Annotated in this window: 14 protein-coding genes; 4 read left to right on the top strand and 10 right to left on the bottom strand. The window is 70.1% G+C overall.

Going from position 1 to position 17,571, the window contains the following annotated elements:
• Window positions 1-28: 28 nt before the first annotated feature.
• Window positions 29-475: an Lrp/AsnC family transcriptional regulator gene (locus AB0E83_RS24695; RefSeq protein WP_362115808.1), complete on the top strand. Its 447-nt coding sequence runs from the start codon at window positions 29-31 to the stop codon at window positions 473-475.
• On the opposite strand, the gene AB0E83_RS24700 is transcribed toward AB0E83_RS24695, so the two are convergent.
• The 3 genes from AB0E83_RS24700 to AB0E83_RS24710 form a co-directional block, all read right to left on the bottom strand.
• Window positions 465-3,509, bottom strand: coding sequence for an SMC family ATPase (locus AB0E83_RS24700; RefSeq protein WP_362115811.1), 3,045 nt, complete (start codon window positions 3,507-3,509; stop codon window positions 465-467). The genes AB0E83_RS24695 and AB0E83_RS24700 overlap by 11 nt on opposite strands.
• The gene (locus tag AB0E83_RS24705) at window positions 3,506-4,678 is read right to left on the bottom strand and encodes an exonuclease SbcCD subunit D (protein WP_362115814.1); all 1,173 of its coding nucleotides are present in this window, start codon (window positions 4,676-4,678) and stop codon (window positions 3,506-3,508) included. The genes AB0E83_RS24700 and AB0E83_RS24705 overlap by 4 nt, the downstream gene beginning before the upstream one ends.
• Before the next feature lie 200 nt (window positions 4,679-4,878).
• Window positions 4,879-5,505: a YigZ family protein gene (locus tag AB0E83_RS24710; protein WP_362115817.1), complete on the bottom strand. Its 627-nt coding sequence runs from the start codon at window positions 5,503-5,505 to the stop codon at window positions 4,879-4,881.
• Between the two features lie 156 nt (window positions 5,506-5,661).
• Between AB0E83_RS24710 and AB0E83_RS24715 the strand changes: the two genes are divergently transcribed.
• The gene (locus AB0E83_RS24715) at window positions 5,662-6,102 is read left to right on the top strand and encodes a CoA-binding protein (RefSeq protein WP_362115820.1); all 441 of its coding nucleotides are present in this window, start codon (window positions 5,662-5,664) and stop codon (window positions 6,100-6,102) included.
• Between the two features lie 472 nt (window positions 6,103-6,574).
• On the opposite strand, the gene AB0E83_RS24720 is transcribed toward AB0E83_RS24715, so the two are convergent.
• Window positions 6,575-6,799, bottom strand: a complete 225-nt coding sequence (locus tag AB0E83_RS24720) for a hypothetical protein (RefSeq protein WP_362115823.1) — start codon at window positions 6,797-6,799, stop codon at window positions 6,575-6,577.
• Entirely contained in the window at window positions 6,799-7,014 is a 216-nt protein-coding gene (locus AB0E83_RS24725; protein ID WP_362115826.1) for a hypothetical protein, read from the bottom strand. Before AB0E83_RS24725 ends, AB0E83_RS24720 begins: the two co-directional genes overlap by 1 nt.
• Window positions 7,015-7,147: 133 nt before the next feature.
• Here AB0E83_RS24725 and AB0E83_RS24730 point away from each other — a divergent pair, with 133 nt between their 5' ends.
• A complete protein-coding gene (locus AB0E83_RS24730) occupies window positions 7,148-8,251 on the top strand; it encodes a helix-turn-helix transcriptional regulator (RefSeq protein ID WP_362115829.1) in 1,104 nt (367 codons plus the stop codon).
• Between the two features lie 263 nt (window positions 8,252-8,514).
• Here the strand turns inward: AB0E83_RS24730 and AB0E83_RS24735 are convergent, their stop codons facing one another.
• The 3 genes from AB0E83_RS24735 to AB0E83_RS24745 form a co-directional block, all read right to left on the bottom strand.
• Window positions 8,515-13,434 (bottom strand): peptidoglycan DD-metalloendopeptidase family protein, encoded by a 4,920-nt coding sequence (locus AB0E83_RS24735; protein WP_362115832.1) that lies wholly within the window; start codon window positions 13,432-13,434, stop codon window positions 8,515-8,517.
• An 821-nt stretch (window positions 13,435-14,255) separates the two neighbouring features.
• Complete coding sequence (locus AB0E83_RS24740; RefSeq protein WP_362115835.1) at window positions 14,256-14,846, bottom strand: bifunctional DNA primase/polymerase; 591 nt, start codon at window positions 14,844-14,846, stop codon at window positions 14,256-14,258.
• Window positions 14,843-15,031, bottom strand: coding sequence for a hypothetical protein (locus tag AB0E83_RS24745; protein WP_362115838.1), 189 nt, complete (start codon window positions 15,029-15,031; stop codon window positions 14,843-14,845). Before AB0E83_RS24745 ends, AB0E83_RS24740 begins: the two co-directional genes overlap by 4 nt.
• A 305-nt stretch (window positions 15,032-15,336) precedes the next feature.
• On the opposite strand from AB0E83_RS24745, the gene AB0E83_RS24750 reads away from it, so the two are divergent.
• On the top strand, window positions 15,337-15,531 hold the full coding sequence (locus tag AB0E83_RS24750) for a hypothetical protein (protein ID WP_362115840.1): 195 nt from the start codon (window positions 15,337-15,339) through the stop codon (window positions 15,529-15,531).
• On the opposite strand, the gene AB0E83_RS24755 is transcribed toward AB0E83_RS24750, so the two are convergent.
• Window positions 15,528-15,881: a hypothetical protein gene (locus AB0E83_RS24755; protein ID WP_362115843.1), complete on the bottom strand. Its 354-nt coding sequence runs from the start codon at window positions 15,879-15,881 to the stop codon at window positions 15,528-15,530. The genes AB0E83_RS24750 and AB0E83_RS24755 overlap by 4 nt on opposite strands.
• Window positions 15,882-15,894: 13 nt before the next feature.
• Window positions 15,895-16,740, bottom strand: coding sequence for a hypothetical protein (locus tag AB0E83_RS24760; protein WP_362115846.1), 846 nt, complete (start codon window positions 16,738-16,740; stop codon window positions 15,895-15,897).
• Window positions 16,741-17,571 lie beyond the last annotated feature (831 nt).

The raw sequence follows: 17,571 nt of genomic DNA on the forward strand, positions 1-17,571 counted from the left end.
GCCGGGGAAACCCCTGTTGGCTCTGGTCATGCACGACTACGCACCGGACGCCACCGACTGGCGGATCCTCGACGCCCTCCAGGCCCAGGGCCGGGCCAGCTACGCCGAACTCGCCCGCGCCGTCTCCATGTCGCCGTCGGCCGTGACCGAGCGGGTGCGCCGCCTGGAGGAGGCGGGGGTGATCACGGGGTACACCGCCGTGGTCGACCACGAGCGGCTCGGACTGCCCATCCTCGCCTTCGTCCGGCTCCGCTACCCCACCGGCAACTACAAGCCGTTCCACGACCTGGTCGCCGCCACGCCCGAGGTGCTGGAGGCGCACCACGTCACCGGCGACGACTGCTTCGTGATCAAGGTCGCCGCCCGGTCCATGCGGCACCTGGAGGAGATCTCCGGGAAGATCGGCACGCTCGGGTCGGTGACGACCAGCGTCGTCTACTCCTCGCCGCTCCCCCGCCGTCCCGTCAGCCGCTGAGCCCGTCGCCGCCCGGGCGGAGGCGGACGGCCGAACCGCGGCGGTCCTTGGTGACCTCCAGCTGGGCCGGGATCCGGCGGCGCAGGTCGGCGACGTGGCTGACGATGCCGACGCTCCGGTCCCGTTCGCGCAGCGAGTCCAGGACGTCGAGGACCTCGTCGAGGGTCTGGTCGTCGAGGCTGCCGAAGCCCTCGTCGATGAAGAGGGTGTCGAGGCGGACGCCGCCGGCCTCGTCGGTGACGACGTCGGCGAGGCCGAGGGCGAGGGCGAGGGAGGCGAAGAAGGTCTCGCCGCCCGAGAGGGTGGCGGTGTCGCGCGTGTGGCCGGTCCAGGCGTCGACGACGTGCAGGCCGAGGCCGCTGCGCCGGGCGCCGGCGCGCGCGTCGGAGTGGACGAGCGTGTAGCGGCCGGAGGACATGCGCTGGAGGCGGGCGGAGGCGGCCGCGGCGACCTGTTCGAGCCGGGCGGCGAGGACGTACGACTCCAGCCGCATCCGGCGCTCGTTCTCGGCGGAGGTGCCGGCGGTGAGGCCGGCGAGCCGCGCGACCCGGTCGTGCGCGGCGCGCAGCGGGCCCAGGCGCCGTACCTCGGTCTCGGCCTGACGGGCGAGGCCGGTGAGGCCGGCGGCGCGCTCGCGGGCGGCGGCGAGGCCGGCCGCGGCGGCCCGCAGGGTCCGTTCCGCGGCGGCGTGGGCGGCCTCGGCGCCGGCCGGGTCGGCGGGCGGGAGCGCGGCGGCCTCCTCGACGCCGGGTTCGGCGAGCCGGTCGGCGACGGCCGCGGCCTCGGCCTGCCAGGCGTCGAGGCGGTGCCGGAGCGTGCGGCGGCCGTGCTCGTCGAGGAGGGCCGCCGCGGCCTCGGCGGGGGTGGCGAAGCCGCACGCGTAGGCGGCGTCGGCGAGCTGGGCGTCGGCCTTCTTGAGGCGGTCGACGGCGCTCTCCTCGGCGCGTACGGCTCCGGCGGCGTCGACCAGGAGGGCGATGCGCCGCTCCAGGCGGTCGGCGTGTTCGGCCACGGTGGCGAACGCGCCGCGTCCCCGGGCCAGTTCCTCGGCGAGCGCGGCCCGCTGCCGGTCGAGGGCCTCGCGGTGCGAGGTGCGGGCGGCGACGCGCCGTTCCGCCTCCCGCCGGGCGGCCGCCCTGTCCTCGTGCTCGCGCTCGGCGCGGGCCAGGGCCTCGCGCGCCGCGTGGGTCCGGGCGGCGAGGGCCTGCGCCTCGGCGTGCCGGGCGGTCAGTTCCGCGGCCTCGGCGGCGAGTTCGTCGACGGTGGGCTGGTCGTGCGTCTGCCCGGGAGGGGCCAGGGAACGGACCTCCTCGCGGGCCGCCGCGAGTGCCTCCCGGGTGGCGACGAGTTCGTGTTCGGCGGCGCGGCCGGCCTCCTCGGCCTCCGTGTAGCGGGCGTAGGCGGCTTCCTCGGCGGCCCGGTCGACGTGGTCGGCGGTGGTGGGGGTGGGCGCGGGGTGGCTGGTGGAGCCGCAGACCTGGCAGGGGTCGCCGTCGGTGAGGGTGGCCGCGAGTTCGGCGGCGATGCCGCGCAGCCTGCGGGACTTGAGGTCGAGCCAGGTCTCGTGCGCGGCGTTGCGGTGCTCGCGGGCGGTCGCGTGCCGCTCCTCGGCCCGGGCGAGGGTCCGGGCGAGGGTGTCGCGGCGGCGGGCGGCGGCGAGCCGGAGGCGGAGGGGTTCGAGCCGGCCGGCGAGCTGTTCGGCGCGGGCGGCGGCGTCCTGCGCGGTGTCGACGCGCCGCTGGAGGCCGGCGCGGCGGGGTTCCCAGTCGGCGAGCCAGTCGGCCGCCTCCTGGAGGGCCTCCTCGTCGGCGCGGGCCTCGCGCTCCAGGAGGGCGCGTTCCTCGGCGAGGGCGGCGGCGCGGCTCTCGGCGCGGCGGGCGGCGGCGAGTCCGCCGAGTTCCTCGCGGAGCCGGTTCTCCAGGGCGGAGAGCTGTTCGGCCGGGGCGTCGGCGAGGTCGGGGGGGAGCAGGGAGCGGGCCGATCCGCGGGCGGCCAGGGCCGCGGCGTGCTCGCGTTCGGCCTCGTGGCGCAGGGCGAGCGCGGGGGCCACCCGGTCGGCCTTGAGGGCGAGGTCGAGGGCGTGCCGGTCGCGGTCGCGGTCGGGGATCCGCGCGGTGAGCGCCTCGCGGCGGCGCAGGGCCTCGGCGTGGCGGGCCTGGCGGGCGGCGAGGTCCCGGGCGTGTCCGGCGGCGGCCCGGGCGCGGGCCTCGGCGCGTTCGGCGGCGGCGAGGCGCACGGCGGCGATGTCGACGGCCTCGCGGGCCTCGGTGCGGGCGACGGCGCCCCAGCCGAGGACGGCGTCGGCGAGGCCGGGTTCGCCGGGCCTGCCGTCGACCGGGGTGCGGGCGGCGGGGAGTCCCTCGGCGGCCTGGGCCATGCGGTGGGCGAGGGCGAGGAGCCGGGCGTCGCCCTCCTCGACGCGGTGGGCGGCGACGCGGCGCAGCTCGGCGAGGCGTTCCTCGACGGCGGCGAAGCGGCGGGTGTCGAAGAGCCGGCCGAGGAGCTTGCCGCGCTCCTCGGCGTCGGAGCGCAGGAAGCGGGCGAAGTCGCCCTGCGGGAGCAGGACGACCTGGCAGAACTGGTCGCGGCTCATGCCGAGGAGCTGGGTGATCTCCTCGCCGATCTCCTGGTGGGACCTGCTGAGGCCGGTCCACGTGCGCGTGGCGGGGTCGTACTCGCGCAGGGTGCTCTGCGCCTTCTCGGTGGTGAAGCCGTCGCCGCGCTTCTTGGGGCGCGGCTGGGCGGGCCTGCGCGTGATCTCCAGGCGGCGGCCGGCGACGGTCAGGTCGAGCCGCACCTCGGTCGGCGTGCCGGCCGGCGCGTGGTCGCTGCGGAGGGTGGTGCCGGGGGCCTGGCGGGCGCCGGGCACGCTGCCGTACAGGGCGAAGCAGACGGCGTCGAGGACGGAGGTCTTGCCGGCGCCGGTGGGGCCGTGGAGGAGGAAGAGCCCGGCGGTGGACAGGGCGTCGAAGTCGACGGTCTGGGGGGTCGCGAAGGGGCCGAAGGCGGTGATCTCCAGGCGGTGCAGCCTCATCGGCCCCCCTCGCGCTCGGTGGTGGCGGCCTCGACGCGGACGTCGTCGAAGGCGCCGTACAGCACGGTCCGTTCCGCCGTGTCGAGTCCGCCGCCGCGGACGTGGGCCACGAAGTCCTCGGCGATCTGCCGGTCGCTGCGGCCCCGGAGGCGCTGGGCGTAGGAGGCGAGGGAGTCGGTGTCGGCGCGCTCGGGCTCGAAGACGAGGTTGAGGGTGTACGGGAAGCGTTCGGCGAGCCGGGCCATGGGGTCGCGCGGCCGTACGGCGTCGGTGAGGGTGGCCTCGATCCAGGAGTCCCGGTGCCGGTCGTGGGCCGGGTCGGCGAGCAGGTCGTCGAGGCGGCCCCGGAGGCGGGCGAGGGGGCGGGGCACGGGGCAGTCGACGCGCTCCGCGGCGGTGACGTCGCCGTCCGCGCCGAGGTCGATCAGCCACATGGTCTTGCGGTGGTCGGCCTCGGAGAAGGAGTAGGCGAGCGGCGAACCGGAGTACCGCACGCGCGGGGTGAGGGTCTGGGAGCCGTGCAGGTGGCCGAGGGCCACGTAGTCGACCCCGTCGAAGACGGTGGCGGGGACGGCAGAGACGCCGCCGACGGTGATGTCGCGCTCGCTGTCGCTGGGCGCGCCGCCGGCGACGAAGGCGTGCGCGAGGACGACGGACCGGGTGCCGGCGGGCCGGGCCGCGAGGTCCGCCCTGACCCGGTCCATGGCGGCGCCGAGCACGGCCTCGTGGCCGGACTTCGCCGCGCCGAGCTGTTCGCGCACGAGGGCCGGTTCCAGGTACGGCAGGCCGTAGAGGGCGACCTCGCCGTGGGCGTCGGTGAGGACGACGGGGGTGCCGACGCCGGCCGGGTCGGTCCGCAGGTGGATGCCGGCGCGGCCGAGGAGTCCGGCGCCGACGCCGAGCCGGCGGGCGGAGTCGTGGTTGCCGGAGATCATGACGGTGGGCACGCCGGCCTCGGCGAGGCGGTGCAGGGCGCGGTCGAAGAGCTCGACGGCGGGGAGCGGCGGCACGGCCCGGTCGTAGACGTCGCCGGCGACGAGGACGGCGTCCACCTCGCGGTCGCGCGCGGTGGCGACGAGGTGGTCGAGGAAGGCGGCCTGGGCGTCGAGCAGGCCGACGCGGTGGAAGGACCGGCCGAGGTGCCAGTCCGAGGTGTGCAGGAACCTCACGTCGTCGTCCCACCCCGCATGCGCGTGCCGCTCCTCACCCCTGGTCCCGGCCCCGCCCGGTGCGCCGGGTCCGGTCTTGTGCAGCCACCACGCTAACCCGGCGGAGGGGATGGCCGGGGCCACACGGGGAGACGGGGACGGGGACGGGGAGCGCGGAAGCGGGGGCGGGGAGAAGGGCGGGGCGGGGAAGCGGGGGCGGGTCAGGCGTCGCCGTACGCCTCGCCGCCGAGTTCCACGGTGGCCGTGCCGGCCGTCACGTCGGCGAGCCAGGCGCGGAAGGCGGGCACGTCGGCGTCGGGGAGGCCGATCTCGATGGTGACGGCGTCGGCGTACCGCACCTCCCGCACGGCGCGGCCGGTGGACCGCAGGTCGTTCTCCAGTTTTCCGGCCCGCTGGTGGTCGACGGTGACGGTGGCGAGCCGGTAGCGCCGCCGGGTGAGGGTGCCGAGCGCGTCGAGGGCTTCGCCGACGACGCCGCCGTACGCGCGGATGAGGCCGCCCGCGCCGAGTTTGACGCCCCCGTAGTAGCGGGTGACGACGGCGGCGACGTACCGCGTGTCGCGGCGCAGCAGCATCTGGAGCATGGGGACGCCGGCGGTGCCGCCGGGCTCTCCGTCGTCGCTCGCCTTCTGCACGGAGGCGTCGGCGCCGAGCACGTAGGCGTAACAGTTGTGGGTGGCCGTCGGGTGCTCCCGGCGGATCCGCGCCACGAACTCCTGCGCCTCGCGTTCGTCGGCGACCGGTGCGAGCGCGCAGAGGAAGCGCGAACGGTTGATCTCGGTCTCGTGGACGCCCTCGCGTGCCGGCGTGCGGTACTGCTCCTGCATCCCGCCAGCCTACGTGCCGGGCGCGTCGTGCTCCGCGCCGCCCGGACCGGGCGGCTCCGCCGGTGCGGGAAGGATCGCGGGGCGCGGTGGGTTCGTACCGGGGGAAGGGCCGTACGGGCCGCAGGCGCAGAAGGCACGACGAAGGAAGGCACCAGGATGAGCGTCGACACCACGACCACCGCGGCGACGGAGCGTTCCGAGGAGGAGACCGTCCGCCGGATCCTGACGGGCACGGGCGACACCTGGGCGATCGTGGGCCTCTCCTCGAACCGGGCGCGCGCGGCCTACGGGGTGGCGGCCGTCCTCCAGCGCTTCGGCAAGCGGATCGTGCCGGTGCACCCGAAGGCGGAGACGGTGCACGGGGAGCCGGGTTACGCCTCGCTCGCCGACATCCCCTTCCCCGTCGACGTCGTGGACGTCTTCGTCAACGGCGACCTGGCCGGCGCGGTCGCCGACGAGGCGCGGGAGATCGGCGCGAAGGCGGTCTGGTTCCAGCTCGGCGTCGTCGACGAGGCCGCGTACGCCCGCACGACGGAGGCGGGCCTGGACATGGTGATGGACCGCTGCCCCGCGATCGAGCTTAATTCCCTAGGTTAGCAGCACGAAGAAGCCCCGGTTGCTCTCCTACGGGGGAGGGAGAACAACCGGGGCCGGCAGGGGACGACGATTCGCCGTCTCCGTCCCCTGCGGGCGTGCAGTGTGCCACCACTGCACTTGCACGGACGGGGGCACGCGGACCTCACCGGGCGCCCCCGCCCGCTCTCCGCGTCGGCAGTCGCGAGCTGCGCGACGCGGGCTCGTACCGCTCCCTCCTACGACGAGGGAGCGGAGCTCTATTCCTTGGGCTCCACGGGCACGACCACCGCGATGTCGTCTACATGGGTGGCGAAGATGCCATGGCGAGTGCCCGCGCGGTGGTCGATGCACGCGTTCGACGCGCTGTCGACGTCCTCCGTGGGGCCTACCGACCACCCGCACCCCTGGTGCGTGCACCGGTACGTCACGGACGCCGGATTACCGGGGACCCGATGCAGGCGGTACGTCTCGAATCGGTACACAGCCCTGACGCTCATCGCTTCACCGTCGGCAGGGACGAGAAGCGGAGCTTCAGCGGACGATGCGGATGGTTCCTGATCTCTACGGCGCAATCCGTCGCCGCCGACTCGTCCGTTCCCCGGTATCGCCGGTAGCGCGTCGACAGGTCAGCGCAGATCGTGCAGCCGGGGTGCGGCTCGGGGTCGGGGAGAAGTATCCCGGGGAGATCGATCGGGAATTCCTGAACGGTCTGGATCATCACGCCTCCTTCTGCACAGGCGTGGTCAGCACGCGGATACGCGCCGCCTCGTCGTCCGTCGGCCGGCGGAGTTCTTCCGACTCGACTTCCCACTCACGCCCTCCGCCCGGCGGGACGAGGCAGGCGCGCCCCGCGAAAAGATCCGTCACCCGGCCGATCCGACCGTCCCTGTCGACGGCATACCTGGCTTTTGCCGGCTGCCAGTGCTCCTCCATGCCTAACCGCCCTTCCTCCAGACGGAGGTTCGTCCTAAACCAGCGCTGGGACTAGGGGCAGGAGTAGGGGCAAGGCGCCCCCGTTCACCCGTTTGCCCATGTCAAGGGGCAGAGCTAGGGGCAAGATGGGGGCATGACGATCGGGGCACTGATCCGGGATCTTCGCGAGGCTCGCGGATGGAGCCAAGGGCGACTAGCGTCGGCGATCAACGACGCCTTCGGAACGAACCTGGAACGGGAGTACGTCAGCCGCTGGGAGCGTTGCAAGGCAACACCGGGGCCGTTTTACCTCCGGTGTCTGTCGGCCGTCCTAGACGTGCCCCTAGCTGTCCTGGAGGGTGAAGTGCGGCGCCGCGACTTCCTGACTGACGCCGTGGGTGCCGCCATAGCTCCCGTCGTCGCTTCGGACCTCCTCAGTGAGGGGTTTGCCGCTCGTCTCCGCGGTGGGCCCTCCATCGACGAATGGGAGAGCAAGCTAGCGACGTACGGCACGGAGTACATGTCTCTGGGGGCCGCAGACATCCAGCGACGTGTAAGCGCCGAACTCGTCGCAGTGCAGCAGCAGTTGGAGAACCCCCGACTGTGGTCCGTCGCTAGCCGCCTGATGACGCTCTACGCGAAGACGTTCCCCGGATCGGACGGGTCGAAGGCGGTCCATTGGTACCGCATGGCCGCACAGGCGGCAGACGAGTCCGGGGACGACGACGCACGCGTATGGGTTCGCGGCCGGGCTGCTATTGCTCTGGGTTACGAGGGGGCCTCACTCGGCGTCGCTGACGTACTGGCTGACCAAGCCATGGCCATCAGTGACCGCCCGTCTCTCGGACTCCTCAACGCCGTCTTCGGTAAAGCTCATGCCGCAGCTCTCCGGGGCGACGTCGGCGAGGCCCGTCGGCTCCTGGAGGAGGGTCGCCGCATCTTCGACAAGGCCGGGTCACACGAGCAAACCAGTGACTACGCGGTGCCGTGGTGGCGGGTCAACGTCTTCATGTCGCTTCTCCTCGCTCGTCTCGGCGACGAGCGAGGAGCCGTCGAGGCTCAGGATGCCGCTCGTCGAGAGCTACCCGCCGCGCTGCCCCGGTTCGCGACACACCTGGAGCTGCACAGGGGCCTCATGCTCGCCAGGGCCGGCGACAAGCAGGGTGGATTGGCCTACGCGACAGCCGCCATGGATCAGCTACCGCCAGAGAAGCACTCACTAACACTGCGGATGCTCATGGACGAAATCAGGGCCTAGAGCCAGCCGAAGAAGCGTGCCTTCCGTCGCCACAGCCGGCCGTGCTCTGGAGTGCACCACAGCTTCACGCGGCCCGGCCCCTGCGTCTGAGGCACGTCAGCCCCGCAGTGCTGGCACGTGGTCGGCTGCTCCTTGACGGGCATGTTGTTGAACATGGTCGTCCTCTCGAATATCTATGGGCAGGTGCCCCGTGCCATGTCGGCATCGGGGCACCCGGGGGTGTGCTCGTCCGTCCCCATGGCGGGGGCGAAGCTAGCGGGTGATCAGACGCGGCGTCCGTATTCGAGCGCCCGCGCTGTATCGGCGTCACGGATGTTGATCTCCGTGCGCACGATGTCCGTAATCTCGCGGTCGCCGATGTAGACATGCACGTCAGCGTGAATCTGTGCCGGTCCGCCGCGCCCGGCTCCCGCGGGAATCGTCGACGCCGCACGGGCCATCGCCATGGACTCGCTGTTGCTGTAGACCTGCGCGGGGTGGAGGAAGCGGACGAGCTCGGGCCCGTGCTCGCCGACCCACGCAACCTCCCCCGCTGCGGGGAAGCCGCCCGACCCGTATCCGCCCGGACGGTTGTAGGCCGTCGGGAGCGAGCCGTAGCGGTCCATCGCGTAGCGCATCGAGGCGTAGACGTTCGCGAGAGGGTTCACCGAGACGCCGTGCAACTTCGGGCCGACGCTGCGCATGATGCCGGCATAGGCGTCGAAGGTGGGCCTGATTAGCTGCATCAAACCGACCGACGGTGTGCCGTTCACGGCGTTGATGTCCCAGTCGTTGACGGCAAGCGGATTACCGCCAGACTCCTGATTAAGGCGCCGCAGCGTCAGGTTCGCGTGGTCAACCGGGTTGCCGGTCATCCGGAGCGCCTGGAGGACGACGGAGCGCCAACGCTCGACACCCTTCCCGCCCGTGCCGTCGTTGGCCATCAGGAACGGCATCGGGTCGACGGCGACGCCGTTCTTCCGCGCCTCCAGGTGGAGGTGCGGGCCGGTGACGTTGCCCGTTGCACCGACCTGGCCGATGACCTGGCCGGCTCGGACCTGCGCCCCAGCGTCGACGAGCATCTTCGACATATGGGCGTAGAGGGAGCTCATCCCGCCCCCGTGGTTCACGGTGACGTGGATGCCGTAGGGGCCGCCGTTCTTCGCCAAGCTGACCCGTCCGTCGTCGACGGCCCGGATCGCGGTGCCGACGGCTGCGGGGAAGTCGAGACCGCTATGGCGACCAGATGCCCACATCGAACCCTGCTTGCCGAACGGGGTGCCGAAGGGAGCGTTGACGGGCATGGTCCACGAGCCGCCGGCGACGTCCTTCTTCGTCCCGTCAGGGCCGAAGCCGAGGAAGTCGAGCGCCTTGTCCTTGAGCTTCGTCAGGAAGTTGATCGGGATTCTTCCGATCTGCCTCGCCCACGGGTTTGTCAGAATGCCCTTCATCTGATCGGTAATCAGATCCTTGGCCTTACTGAACACCGCGAGCGGGTTACTGAAGAAGTCGCCGACGTCGTCCGCGCGGTCCTTCAGCCATCCGACGATGCCGCCTTCGGCGTAGCCGCCCTGGAACTGGGCGAGCGACTGGCCGTGCATGGCCGCCTTGTTGACGGCGTAGAGGCGAGCACGCTCGTACGGGTCACGCATCGCTTCGGAGACGTAAACGCCTTCGCCGCGACGCATCGGGACGAGCTGATCGTCCCCGTCCCTCCAGGAGGACTGGCCCGGCAGAATACCACCGCGCGCCCAGCCAGAGAGATCCATCTTTTCGAGCTTGTCGGCGCCGGTGATGCCCGCCACCTTGTTCCACAGGGGAACGATGCCCCCGTTGTACACGTGCTTGATGACGAATTTTACGGGCTTCTTCGCGATATCCGCGACGGCGTCCCACGCCTTCTTAATGGCGTCACGCGCCACGGCAAAGCTGTCGGCCACAGCGTCGATGGCTTTGTTGATGCCGTCGAAGGCGGGCTTCAGGGCCTTTTTGTACAGCCAGTCGCCCTTTTCGCCGATCCAGCCGAACACCGGGTTGAGGGTCTTGTCCCACACCCACTTCGCGCCGTCACCGAGCGCCCTGATGACGTCAGCGCCGCCCCTGAACGCGGGCTTGATGGCGCTATTGTAGAGCCAGAGTGCCTTGTCGCCGATCCACTGGAAGACAGGGCGAAGACCCTTGTCCCACAGCCATATAGCCTTGTCGGCGATCCAGTCGAAGGAAGGCCGGATTGCCTCCTTCCACAGCCACTTGGCTATTTCACCAAGCGCCTTGAAGGCCAGGTACGCCGGCAGGAGCGCCCACGTCACGACGGCCGTTACGAAGATCTGCGCGGCCTCCATGATGAGCTCGAAGGAGGGCTTGATTGCGTTCTCCCACAGCCATACAGCGATGTCGCCGACACCCTTGATGGCCCACCAGATACCGTCGAACGCGGGCTTCAGGATCTCGTCCCACAGCCACATGGCAGCCGTAGCAATTCCGTTGACGGCGCCGTCGACGACCGTGCGGAACCAATCCCATTCCTGATAAGCGTAGACAACAGCCGCCGCCAAGCCTGCAACAACTACCGCAACAGTCGCGATTAGGGGACCGATTCCTGAGGTAGCCAGCGCCGCCGACAGACTCCACGTTTCCAGGGCAGCTAGACCCGTCACCGTGGCGTACAGGGACATCGCAAACGCGTACCCCGCCATTCCAAGCGTGATCGCCTTGCTTACTGCCCAGAAACCCCACAGCGTCTGTACGAGTCCAGGCATGTTTTCGGCAAGCCACGAAACGCCGTCGAACAACGGCGTCAGCACCTTCATAAGCGCCGTCGAAACTGGACTCAACGCCGTTGCAACGCCAGTCAACGCATCGAGAACGCCCGAAACGATCCCGCTTACAATTGGCGCCTGTTCAGCGACGTACCTCAGGAAGCTCTCGAATTCCGGGCTTCCCTTGAGGCTCGTCCCCCAAGCCGCGAAACGTGCCGTCAGGGTCTCCGACTTGTCGGAAATCCTGTCCATGTGGGGCAGGAATGCATCGATGATTCCGGCGATGCCCTTGAAGACGTTGCCGAATGCGATGCCGAATCCGACGACTGCCGGCTTCACGGACTTGTCGAGGTCGTCCTTGAAGGACTTCCAGAACGGTTCCTTCAGGTCCGCGCTCGCGCGGTCCATCAGTTCCTTGACGCCGGCGGCAGCACCCTTCACGAGCGGAGTGAACGACGGCAACATCTTCGCCGCCCCGTCCACCATCCGCGTGAAAATTCCGAGGACTTCGGGCTGAAGGTTGGTGTGCCACTCCTTGAAGGCGTCCTTGAGCCCGTTCACCGAATCGAAGAGGTCCCGCTGCGCCGGCGTGAGCTTCGCGAGTTCCTCGCGGTACTTCGCCTGCTTGTCGATCGCCGTCGACGTCACGGAGGACGACGACAGCCGGGCCGACTCCAGGGAGCGTTCGGCGGACTCGACGCTCTCCGCGGCCGACACCTGGGCCTCTGCCGCACGGTCCACGGCGTCCGCGACACGTCGCTGAGCGTCCACGAGGTTGCGCTGAGACTCGACCTGCGAGCGGGTGGCGTCCTCCTGGGCGTCGACCACGCGACGCTGAGCGTCGGCGATGTCCTCCAGGGTCTCGACCTGCGTGCGCGCCGCAGCTCCCTGGGCGTCGGCCACAGCCTTCGCTTCGTCCTTGACCTTCTGCTGAGCTTCGACCAGCCGGTCCTGGGCGGCGGCTATCTCGTCGGTCTCCAGGACTGCACGCTTGCTGTGGTCGGTCAGGGAATCGCGGAGCTCCTTGATTTCCTGCCGCTGACGCTTGAGACCGTGCTCCGCCTCGTCGGCCGCGAGCTTGGCCCGCTCCTTCTGGAGATCGGTCGCCTTCGGGTCCGCCATCACCCGGGCGAGCTCTTCCTGAGCCTCCCGGACGCGAAGGACGGCGTCCCGCTCGTCGAGGGAGGCGTCCTCCAGGCGCTCGTGCGTGTCCTTGCGCTGGCGCTCCAGCTCCTGGCGCTGGCGTTCCAGGTCCGCAAAGGCCCGCGCTCGGGCGTCGGCGAGCTCCTGTTCCGCCTTCTGCGCGTCGCGCTTGGCGTCAGCGAGGGAGCGCTCAGCGCGCTCGACGGACTCGGCCGCCTGACGCTGCTGGTCCGCCGCGCGCGTAACGGCCTGCGCAAGGGAGCGCTCGGCGTCTTCGATCGCGCGGAGGGACTGCCGTCGCTGCTCCGCGGCACGGATGCCGGCCTGCGCGAGTGCCCGCTCCGCGTCCTCGATGGAGCGGTTGGCCTGCGCGATCGTGCGGGCCGCGTTGCGGTGGGCGGCTGCGAGCGACGCCTGAGCACCTTCGAGCTGAAGGGCCCTGGACGCGGCCGTCTGCGCGGCTGCTGCGCCACGTCGAGTAGCGGCGTCCGCGTCTTCCTGCGCGGCCGTCTGCGCCGTCAGCGCCTTACCCACGCCCATAATGGCGGGGACCGCAACGAGGGCGAGGGAGCCGAAACCGGCGGCCGCGACGGCCGTCATGGAGACGACGGCACCAAGCCCGCCGGCGATGACGGGTCCCAGGGGAATGGCGAGCAGAGCAGCCATCTCGATCCCGAGCGCCATCAGCGACATGCGGGCGCCGCTCGTGTCGACCTTGACGTCGACTTCGGGATCCGCGTTGTCGACGGCCGCGATCTCCGCACGGATCTCCGCCAGAGCGGCGCGGGCGGTCGCGGTGTCAGCGCGGACAGAGACTTCGGGGTGCGTGGCTCCGAGCCGCTCCAGTTCGGCTTGGATCCGCGCCACTTCCGCTTCCGCGGCTTCCGTCGAGACGTCGATGCCGATTCGCTTGCCGGCCAGGGTCTCCAGGCGAGCCCGAAGACGCGCGAGCTCGGCGTCAACGCCAGTGTCGGAGAGACGGACGTCGAGGCGGGGCATCGCGCGGAACGCGACTTCGAGCTTCCGCCGCAGGCTGTTCGCGAAGGCGCCACCCGACTCGGAACCCTGCCGGCTTGCCGACGTCTGCGCAGCACGGCCGCCAGAGGTGATCGCCTCCGAGAGCGAAGGCGCAATTTGCCGCACCATGGCGTCGGCTATGTGTTCCCCGAGGACCCGCCCCGCCTGCTGCCCAACGCGATCCGCGGCAGGGATGACGATCGCCTGAAGCTTCTGGTGAAAACGTGGGGCGACGGGAACGACGTCTACGCCGGCGGTGCCGACGATGTCCAGGTCAACGGCCATCAGAACTCCACCAGGGGGCCCATGTCGAACGGCTCTCGTCGCGCGTTCAGTCGACGTCGAAGCTCCTCCAGCCCCTCCAGGGCTCCGGGCGTCGCATCCGTGACCGGCGCCGCCGAGAGCGACCGTTCAAGCCAGCAGAAGTCAGCACAGGCGTGCGAACAATGCACGGTCGGGAGTAGGGAGTCACCGACCTGCACCAAGAGGGGCAGGAAGGTACAGCCGTCGCGGGCGCACGGATCGTTCAGGTTTGCGGGCATGAGGAACCTCTCAAGTTGGGAAACGCAGAAGGCCCACAGCACGGGGCTGCGGGCCTTCAAGTGGTCTGAAATTTAGATGGGTTGTGGGAAATCGGTGGTACAGTGTGGCCACTGCCGGGCCCCCAGTGGGTGCTCGCCAGCGGGAACGGGCCTTAGGGCTTCCGGTCCCTAACCGCCTCCAGCTCCCAGCGCGGAGAGCGTGGTACACCAAGAAAATCTGACTTAAAGGATCAAGAACTAGCTTCTTCGAGATCCGCTGAGCCCCGCTAGTACGGGGCTTGCTGGGTAGCGCATCTCGGCTTCGACTACACACGCGTGTGGTCGGGCCGAGTGCGCGTGCGCCCCGGTCCGGCCACCCAAGAAGGGTGAAGGACCACATGGAAACCGTTGGCTGGGTTGCGTTCAGTGTGAGCGCCATTGGCGGCGCTCAGCTCGTCGTCCGGCACGCTCTGGAACAGATCCCCCCACTCAGCAAGAAGGCGACGCTGGCGGTTCGTTCGTTGCGCGCCCTTCGTGATGAACTTCGGAAGGGCAAGGGGGGCGAACCCCCCACCGAAGCTAGCGCTATGTGAGCTGGTCGACTAGCGCTGATGCATCAGCGAGGATCGACGGGGCGTTGCCGTGTCGGCGCCCCGTCATCGCGATGTAGCGGCCGGTCCCGTAGATCTCCACGGCCGTACCGTCGGGGCGCCGGATGCGCCGTCCCTGTCGGACGTCAGCGCGGCCCCAGATGTGCAGCCCGTCGCCGGACGGGGACACCTCTACGTAGGTGGCGCCCGCGTCGCGGAGGATGGCTGCGGCCCACGGCGCCAGGCGGCCCGTGAGGGTGTTGATGCAGTGGTCCAGGTCGATGCAGACGATGTCGTCCTCGTCGGAGAGGACGAAGCCCAGACCGACGCCAGCCGTCGAGGCGGAGGCGTCTTTGTACGTGCTCCACGTCCGCGGGTCCGTCGAGGACGCCGGCATGCCGGCGACGGTCAACGGGCGCTTGTCCGCAGCGCGTCGGACCCACCTGTCGCGGGTCGTCAGCTCGTCCGGGAGCGCGTTCTTCGCTGCACGGGACAGAGCCTTGCGGCAGCGAGGAGAACAAGTGCGGGCGTGCGAGCGCGCCATGAGCGGAAGCTCGTTGGGGCACATCGCGCACGTCCTCTTCATGAGCGAAGCTCCGCGATGAGGCGCAACGCTTCAATGGTCAGGGGCGTCCGATCAGGGCATTCGCCAGCCGTAATCTGGGAGATCGTGTGACCGCATCCCCACTCGCCATCCAAATCGGCTTCGTACGCCAACACGAGCTCGACCAGCCGATCAAACAGTTCGCGGCGCCGGTCTACCGTATCCATGGGTTCATCCTACTGGGGGGCAGGTCACACTTTCAAGCCTCTCATCTGCGGATATGCGCTCGTCCACTATGCCGGGCGAGTCACACTTTCACCGCTGGAGCGGCGCTCAGCACCCCCTAGAAGGGGCTGTATGGTCGCCTCCGGGCCTACCGCGGACCGGGGGCCGGCGGGCCCTTTCAGATCCCCCAGACCCGTACAGAGCGCGAGGACCAGCACCTGTACGGTCTTGGAGGTTGCTCGGAGGGGTCCATGCCCCTGGGGTCAAGCGCCTGACACGGATCCTCTAGGCGCTTACCGTGACGTCCATGAGCTTCAGGAATCACGTCACGGCAGCACGACCGGATACGGCGGCTGCGGCTCGACTCAAGGCCGGCCACAAGGTATTCGCGTACCGCGTCCAGGTGTCTCAGCAGCCGACGAACGACATGACGCAGCTCGCCGACGCCATCGAGGCGGTAGAGGCTGTGGGCTGGCGCCGGGCGCGTCAATCCGACCGTTAGCGGTTCTCCCACGTGAGGTCGTTGGTCCAGAACGGGTTGCGGTTCGTCGGCTTCGGCCCCGGCTTCTTCGCCGGGCGCCGGCCGTCCTCGTCGAGCCCGTGGCGCTCGCGGTAGAGCGCGGCGCCTGCGCTGACGCTGCCCCGTCCGCCAGAGCTCGCTACATCGACTCCGCGGGGGCCGCCGGAGCGGTACACAGGCGCGGGCGGCTCTGGGGTGCCGAAGGCTTCCACGAACGCCACGGCGTCCGCCTGGAGCTCCTCGTCTGTCTCGCCGCGCAGGCGGGCGCACAGCGCTGGGGGAAGGCCGTGAGCCTCGCCAGCGGCAAGCTGCGCGGGGGTGGGGTCAGTCATCGGGTTACCTCTCTCACTTCAGGGTGATGTCGGGGGTGCGCTCAAACCCGTGCCGCTTCGGCTCCGGGTGCGCAGGGATGATCCGCTCGCGCGGGGTGTAATCGTGGACGTAGTCGTCAGAGACGCCGCAATCCACAGCGTCTTCAGCCTCCAGCGCCTCGAAGCTCGTCGGCACCCATACGTTGGGGAGCTCTGCCAGGTACACGAGATACGGGACGTCGTAGTAGCCCGACGTCATGGCGCGCATGATGTCCTCCGGGACGCCGTCGAGCGTGATGCCCGCCGCCTCGAAGTAGCCCTTCTCGCGAAGCTCCTTGAGTCGGTAGCCGTCGCCCAGCGGCCTCAGGATGTCGAGCTGAGCCTGGCGGATGTTCCGCAGTGTGCCCAGCATGCTCGTGAGCGTCTTCCACGCCGCCGGCGCCTTGCCTCCACGCTGGATTGCCTCTTCCGCGGAACGCGCGCCGCCCAGTTCGGCGGCTGGCTTCTTCACCTCCGCCAGGAACTCCGTCAGGCGCTTCCCGAGCGCTTCAAGGGCCATCTCCGCGCCGTCGGTCGTCCGCAGGTAGTCCAGGTGGTAGCGAAGGCTGTTGATGCCCTCACTGAGCCCCAGCGCCTCCGATTCGGCTTCCAGAGCGCCCCTGTAGGCGTCGGCCGCGCGCGTCCCGATGTCATCGGGGAACTCGGCGCCGGCACGCACGGCCGTGGCCGCCTCGTCGAACACCCTGCGGCGAGCCTGATCAGGACTCGGGACGTCGCCCAGGGCCCTTCGGCGTTCCTCCAGCTTTCGGAGCTGCGTCTCTGCGTGCACGACGTCAGGAACGGCGCTCCATGCGGCGCGGTACTCAGGGTTGGCAATCATTCTTACCTCTCTCGGGCATGAAACTGGCCCCGTCGGATGACGAGGCCAGGAAGGGGTCTATACGGGCGCCTAAGCGGCGCTCCACTGGGGTGAGTCGCGGAACATCTCCGCCCTCTCGATGCGCGCCAGACGCTTGCGCTCCAGGACGTCAGCCGACGTGCGGGCGTACCGCTCTCGCTCGACGGCAGCGCGGCACTCACGGCACCTGGCGGACAGTCCTTGCCGCCCCATGGGGTCACGGCTGAAGTAACGGACATCCCGGGGAAGGAGTCGTCCGCACAGCGTGCACGGGCGGTCGCTTGAATGGGGGGTGGGCACGTCGGCCATGGGCACTCCTGTTCCTGGCTTCCTCGCGTTCCTGGCGAAAGTTGGGCAAAAAGAGAAGCACTGCCCGTCGGACAGTGCTTCGAAAGTCAGAGCCCTGCGCCGGAGCTCGCCGACGTTCGCGGAGGAGAGAGAGAACGCGGCTCGTCGGGTGCTCGACGACGCAGGGCAGCGCGCCACCCGCCGAGAGGAGGGAGCGGGGGCGCAGTCAGCGGAGGGTCGGGAGCCGCGCCCAAAGCCGGCGTCCGCGAAAACCCCTCCTACTTTAGTTATGGGGGGCGTGTTACGTAAAATCGCGAAGATGAGGCATTTGCCCCTCAAATGGTTACACAGTCGTTATGTTGGCCTTGCAATGTGAGATTGAATCAGCGACTCCGCCCATCCTTACTAGCGGACACTCTGTGTAACTGAGCCCTGAAGGGGTCGAACGCGGGGCGCTGAACGCCCTCAAAGCCGTGAACGCCTCAAGGCGCCTTCCTGCGGCCCGTAACCACCGCAATGCACCCG

It is taken from the genome of Streptomyces sp. NPDC035033, from assembly GCF_040636735.1.
GTDB lineage: Bacteria > Actinomycetota > Actinomycetes > Streptomycetales > Streptomycetaceae > Streptomyces.

Excerpts from the sequence above, each read along its gene's own strand:
- AB0E83_RS24695 (WP_362115808.1), top strand. The coding sequence starts at position 29 with ATGCACGACTACGCACCGGACGCCACCGACTGGCGGATCCTCGACGCC.
- AB0E83_RS24700 (WP_362115811.1), bottom strand. The coding sequence starts at position 3,509 with ATGAGGCTGCACCGCCTGGAGATCACCGCCTTCGGCCCCTTCGCGACC.
- AB0E83_RS24710 (WP_362115817.1), bottom strand. The coding sequence starts at position 5,505 with ATGCAGGAGCAGTACCGCACGCCGGCACGCGAGGGCGTCCACGAGACC.
- AB0E83_RS24715 (WP_362115820.1), top strand. The coding sequence starts at position 5,662 with ATGAGCGTCGACACCACGACCACCGCGGCGACGGAGCGTTCCGAGGAG.
- AB0E83_RS24720 (WP_362115823.1), bottom strand. The coding sequence starts at position 6,799 with ATGATCCAGACCGTTCAGGAATTCCCGATCGATCTCCCCGGGATACTT.
- AB0E83_RS24725 (WP_362115826.1), bottom strand. The coding sequence starts at position 7,014 with ATGGAGGAGCACTGGCAGCCGGCAAAAGCCAGGTATGCCGTCGACAGG.
- AB0E83_RS24730 (WP_362115829.1), top strand. The coding sequence starts at position 7,148 with ATGACGATCGGGGCACTGATCCGGGATCTTCGCGAGGCTCGCGGATGG.
- AB0E83_RS24735 (WP_362115832.1), bottom strand. The coding sequence starts at position 13,434 with ATGGCCGTTGACCTGGACATCGTCGGCACCGCCGGCGTAGACGTCGTT.
- AB0E83_RS24740 (WP_362115835.1), bottom strand. The coding sequence starts at position 14,846 with ATGAAGAGGACGTGCGCGATGTGCCCCAACGAGCTTCCGCTCATGGCG.
- AB0E83_RS24745 (WP_362115838.1), bottom strand. The coding sequence starts at position 15,031 with ATGGATACGGTAGACCGGCGCCGCGAACTGTTTGATCGGCTGGTCGAG.
- AB0E83_RS24750 (WP_362115840.1), top strand. The coding sequence starts at position 15,337 with ATGAGCTTCAGGAATCACGTCACGGCAGCACGACCGGATACGGCGGCT.
- AB0E83_RS24755 (WP_362115843.1), bottom strand. The coding sequence starts at position 15,881 with ATGACTGACCCCACCCCCGCGCAGCTTGCCGCTGGCGAGGCTCACGGC.
- AB0E83_RS24760 (WP_362115846.1), bottom strand. The coding sequence starts at position 16,740 with ATGATTGCCAACCCTGAGTACCGCGCCGCATGGAGCGCCGTTCCTGAC.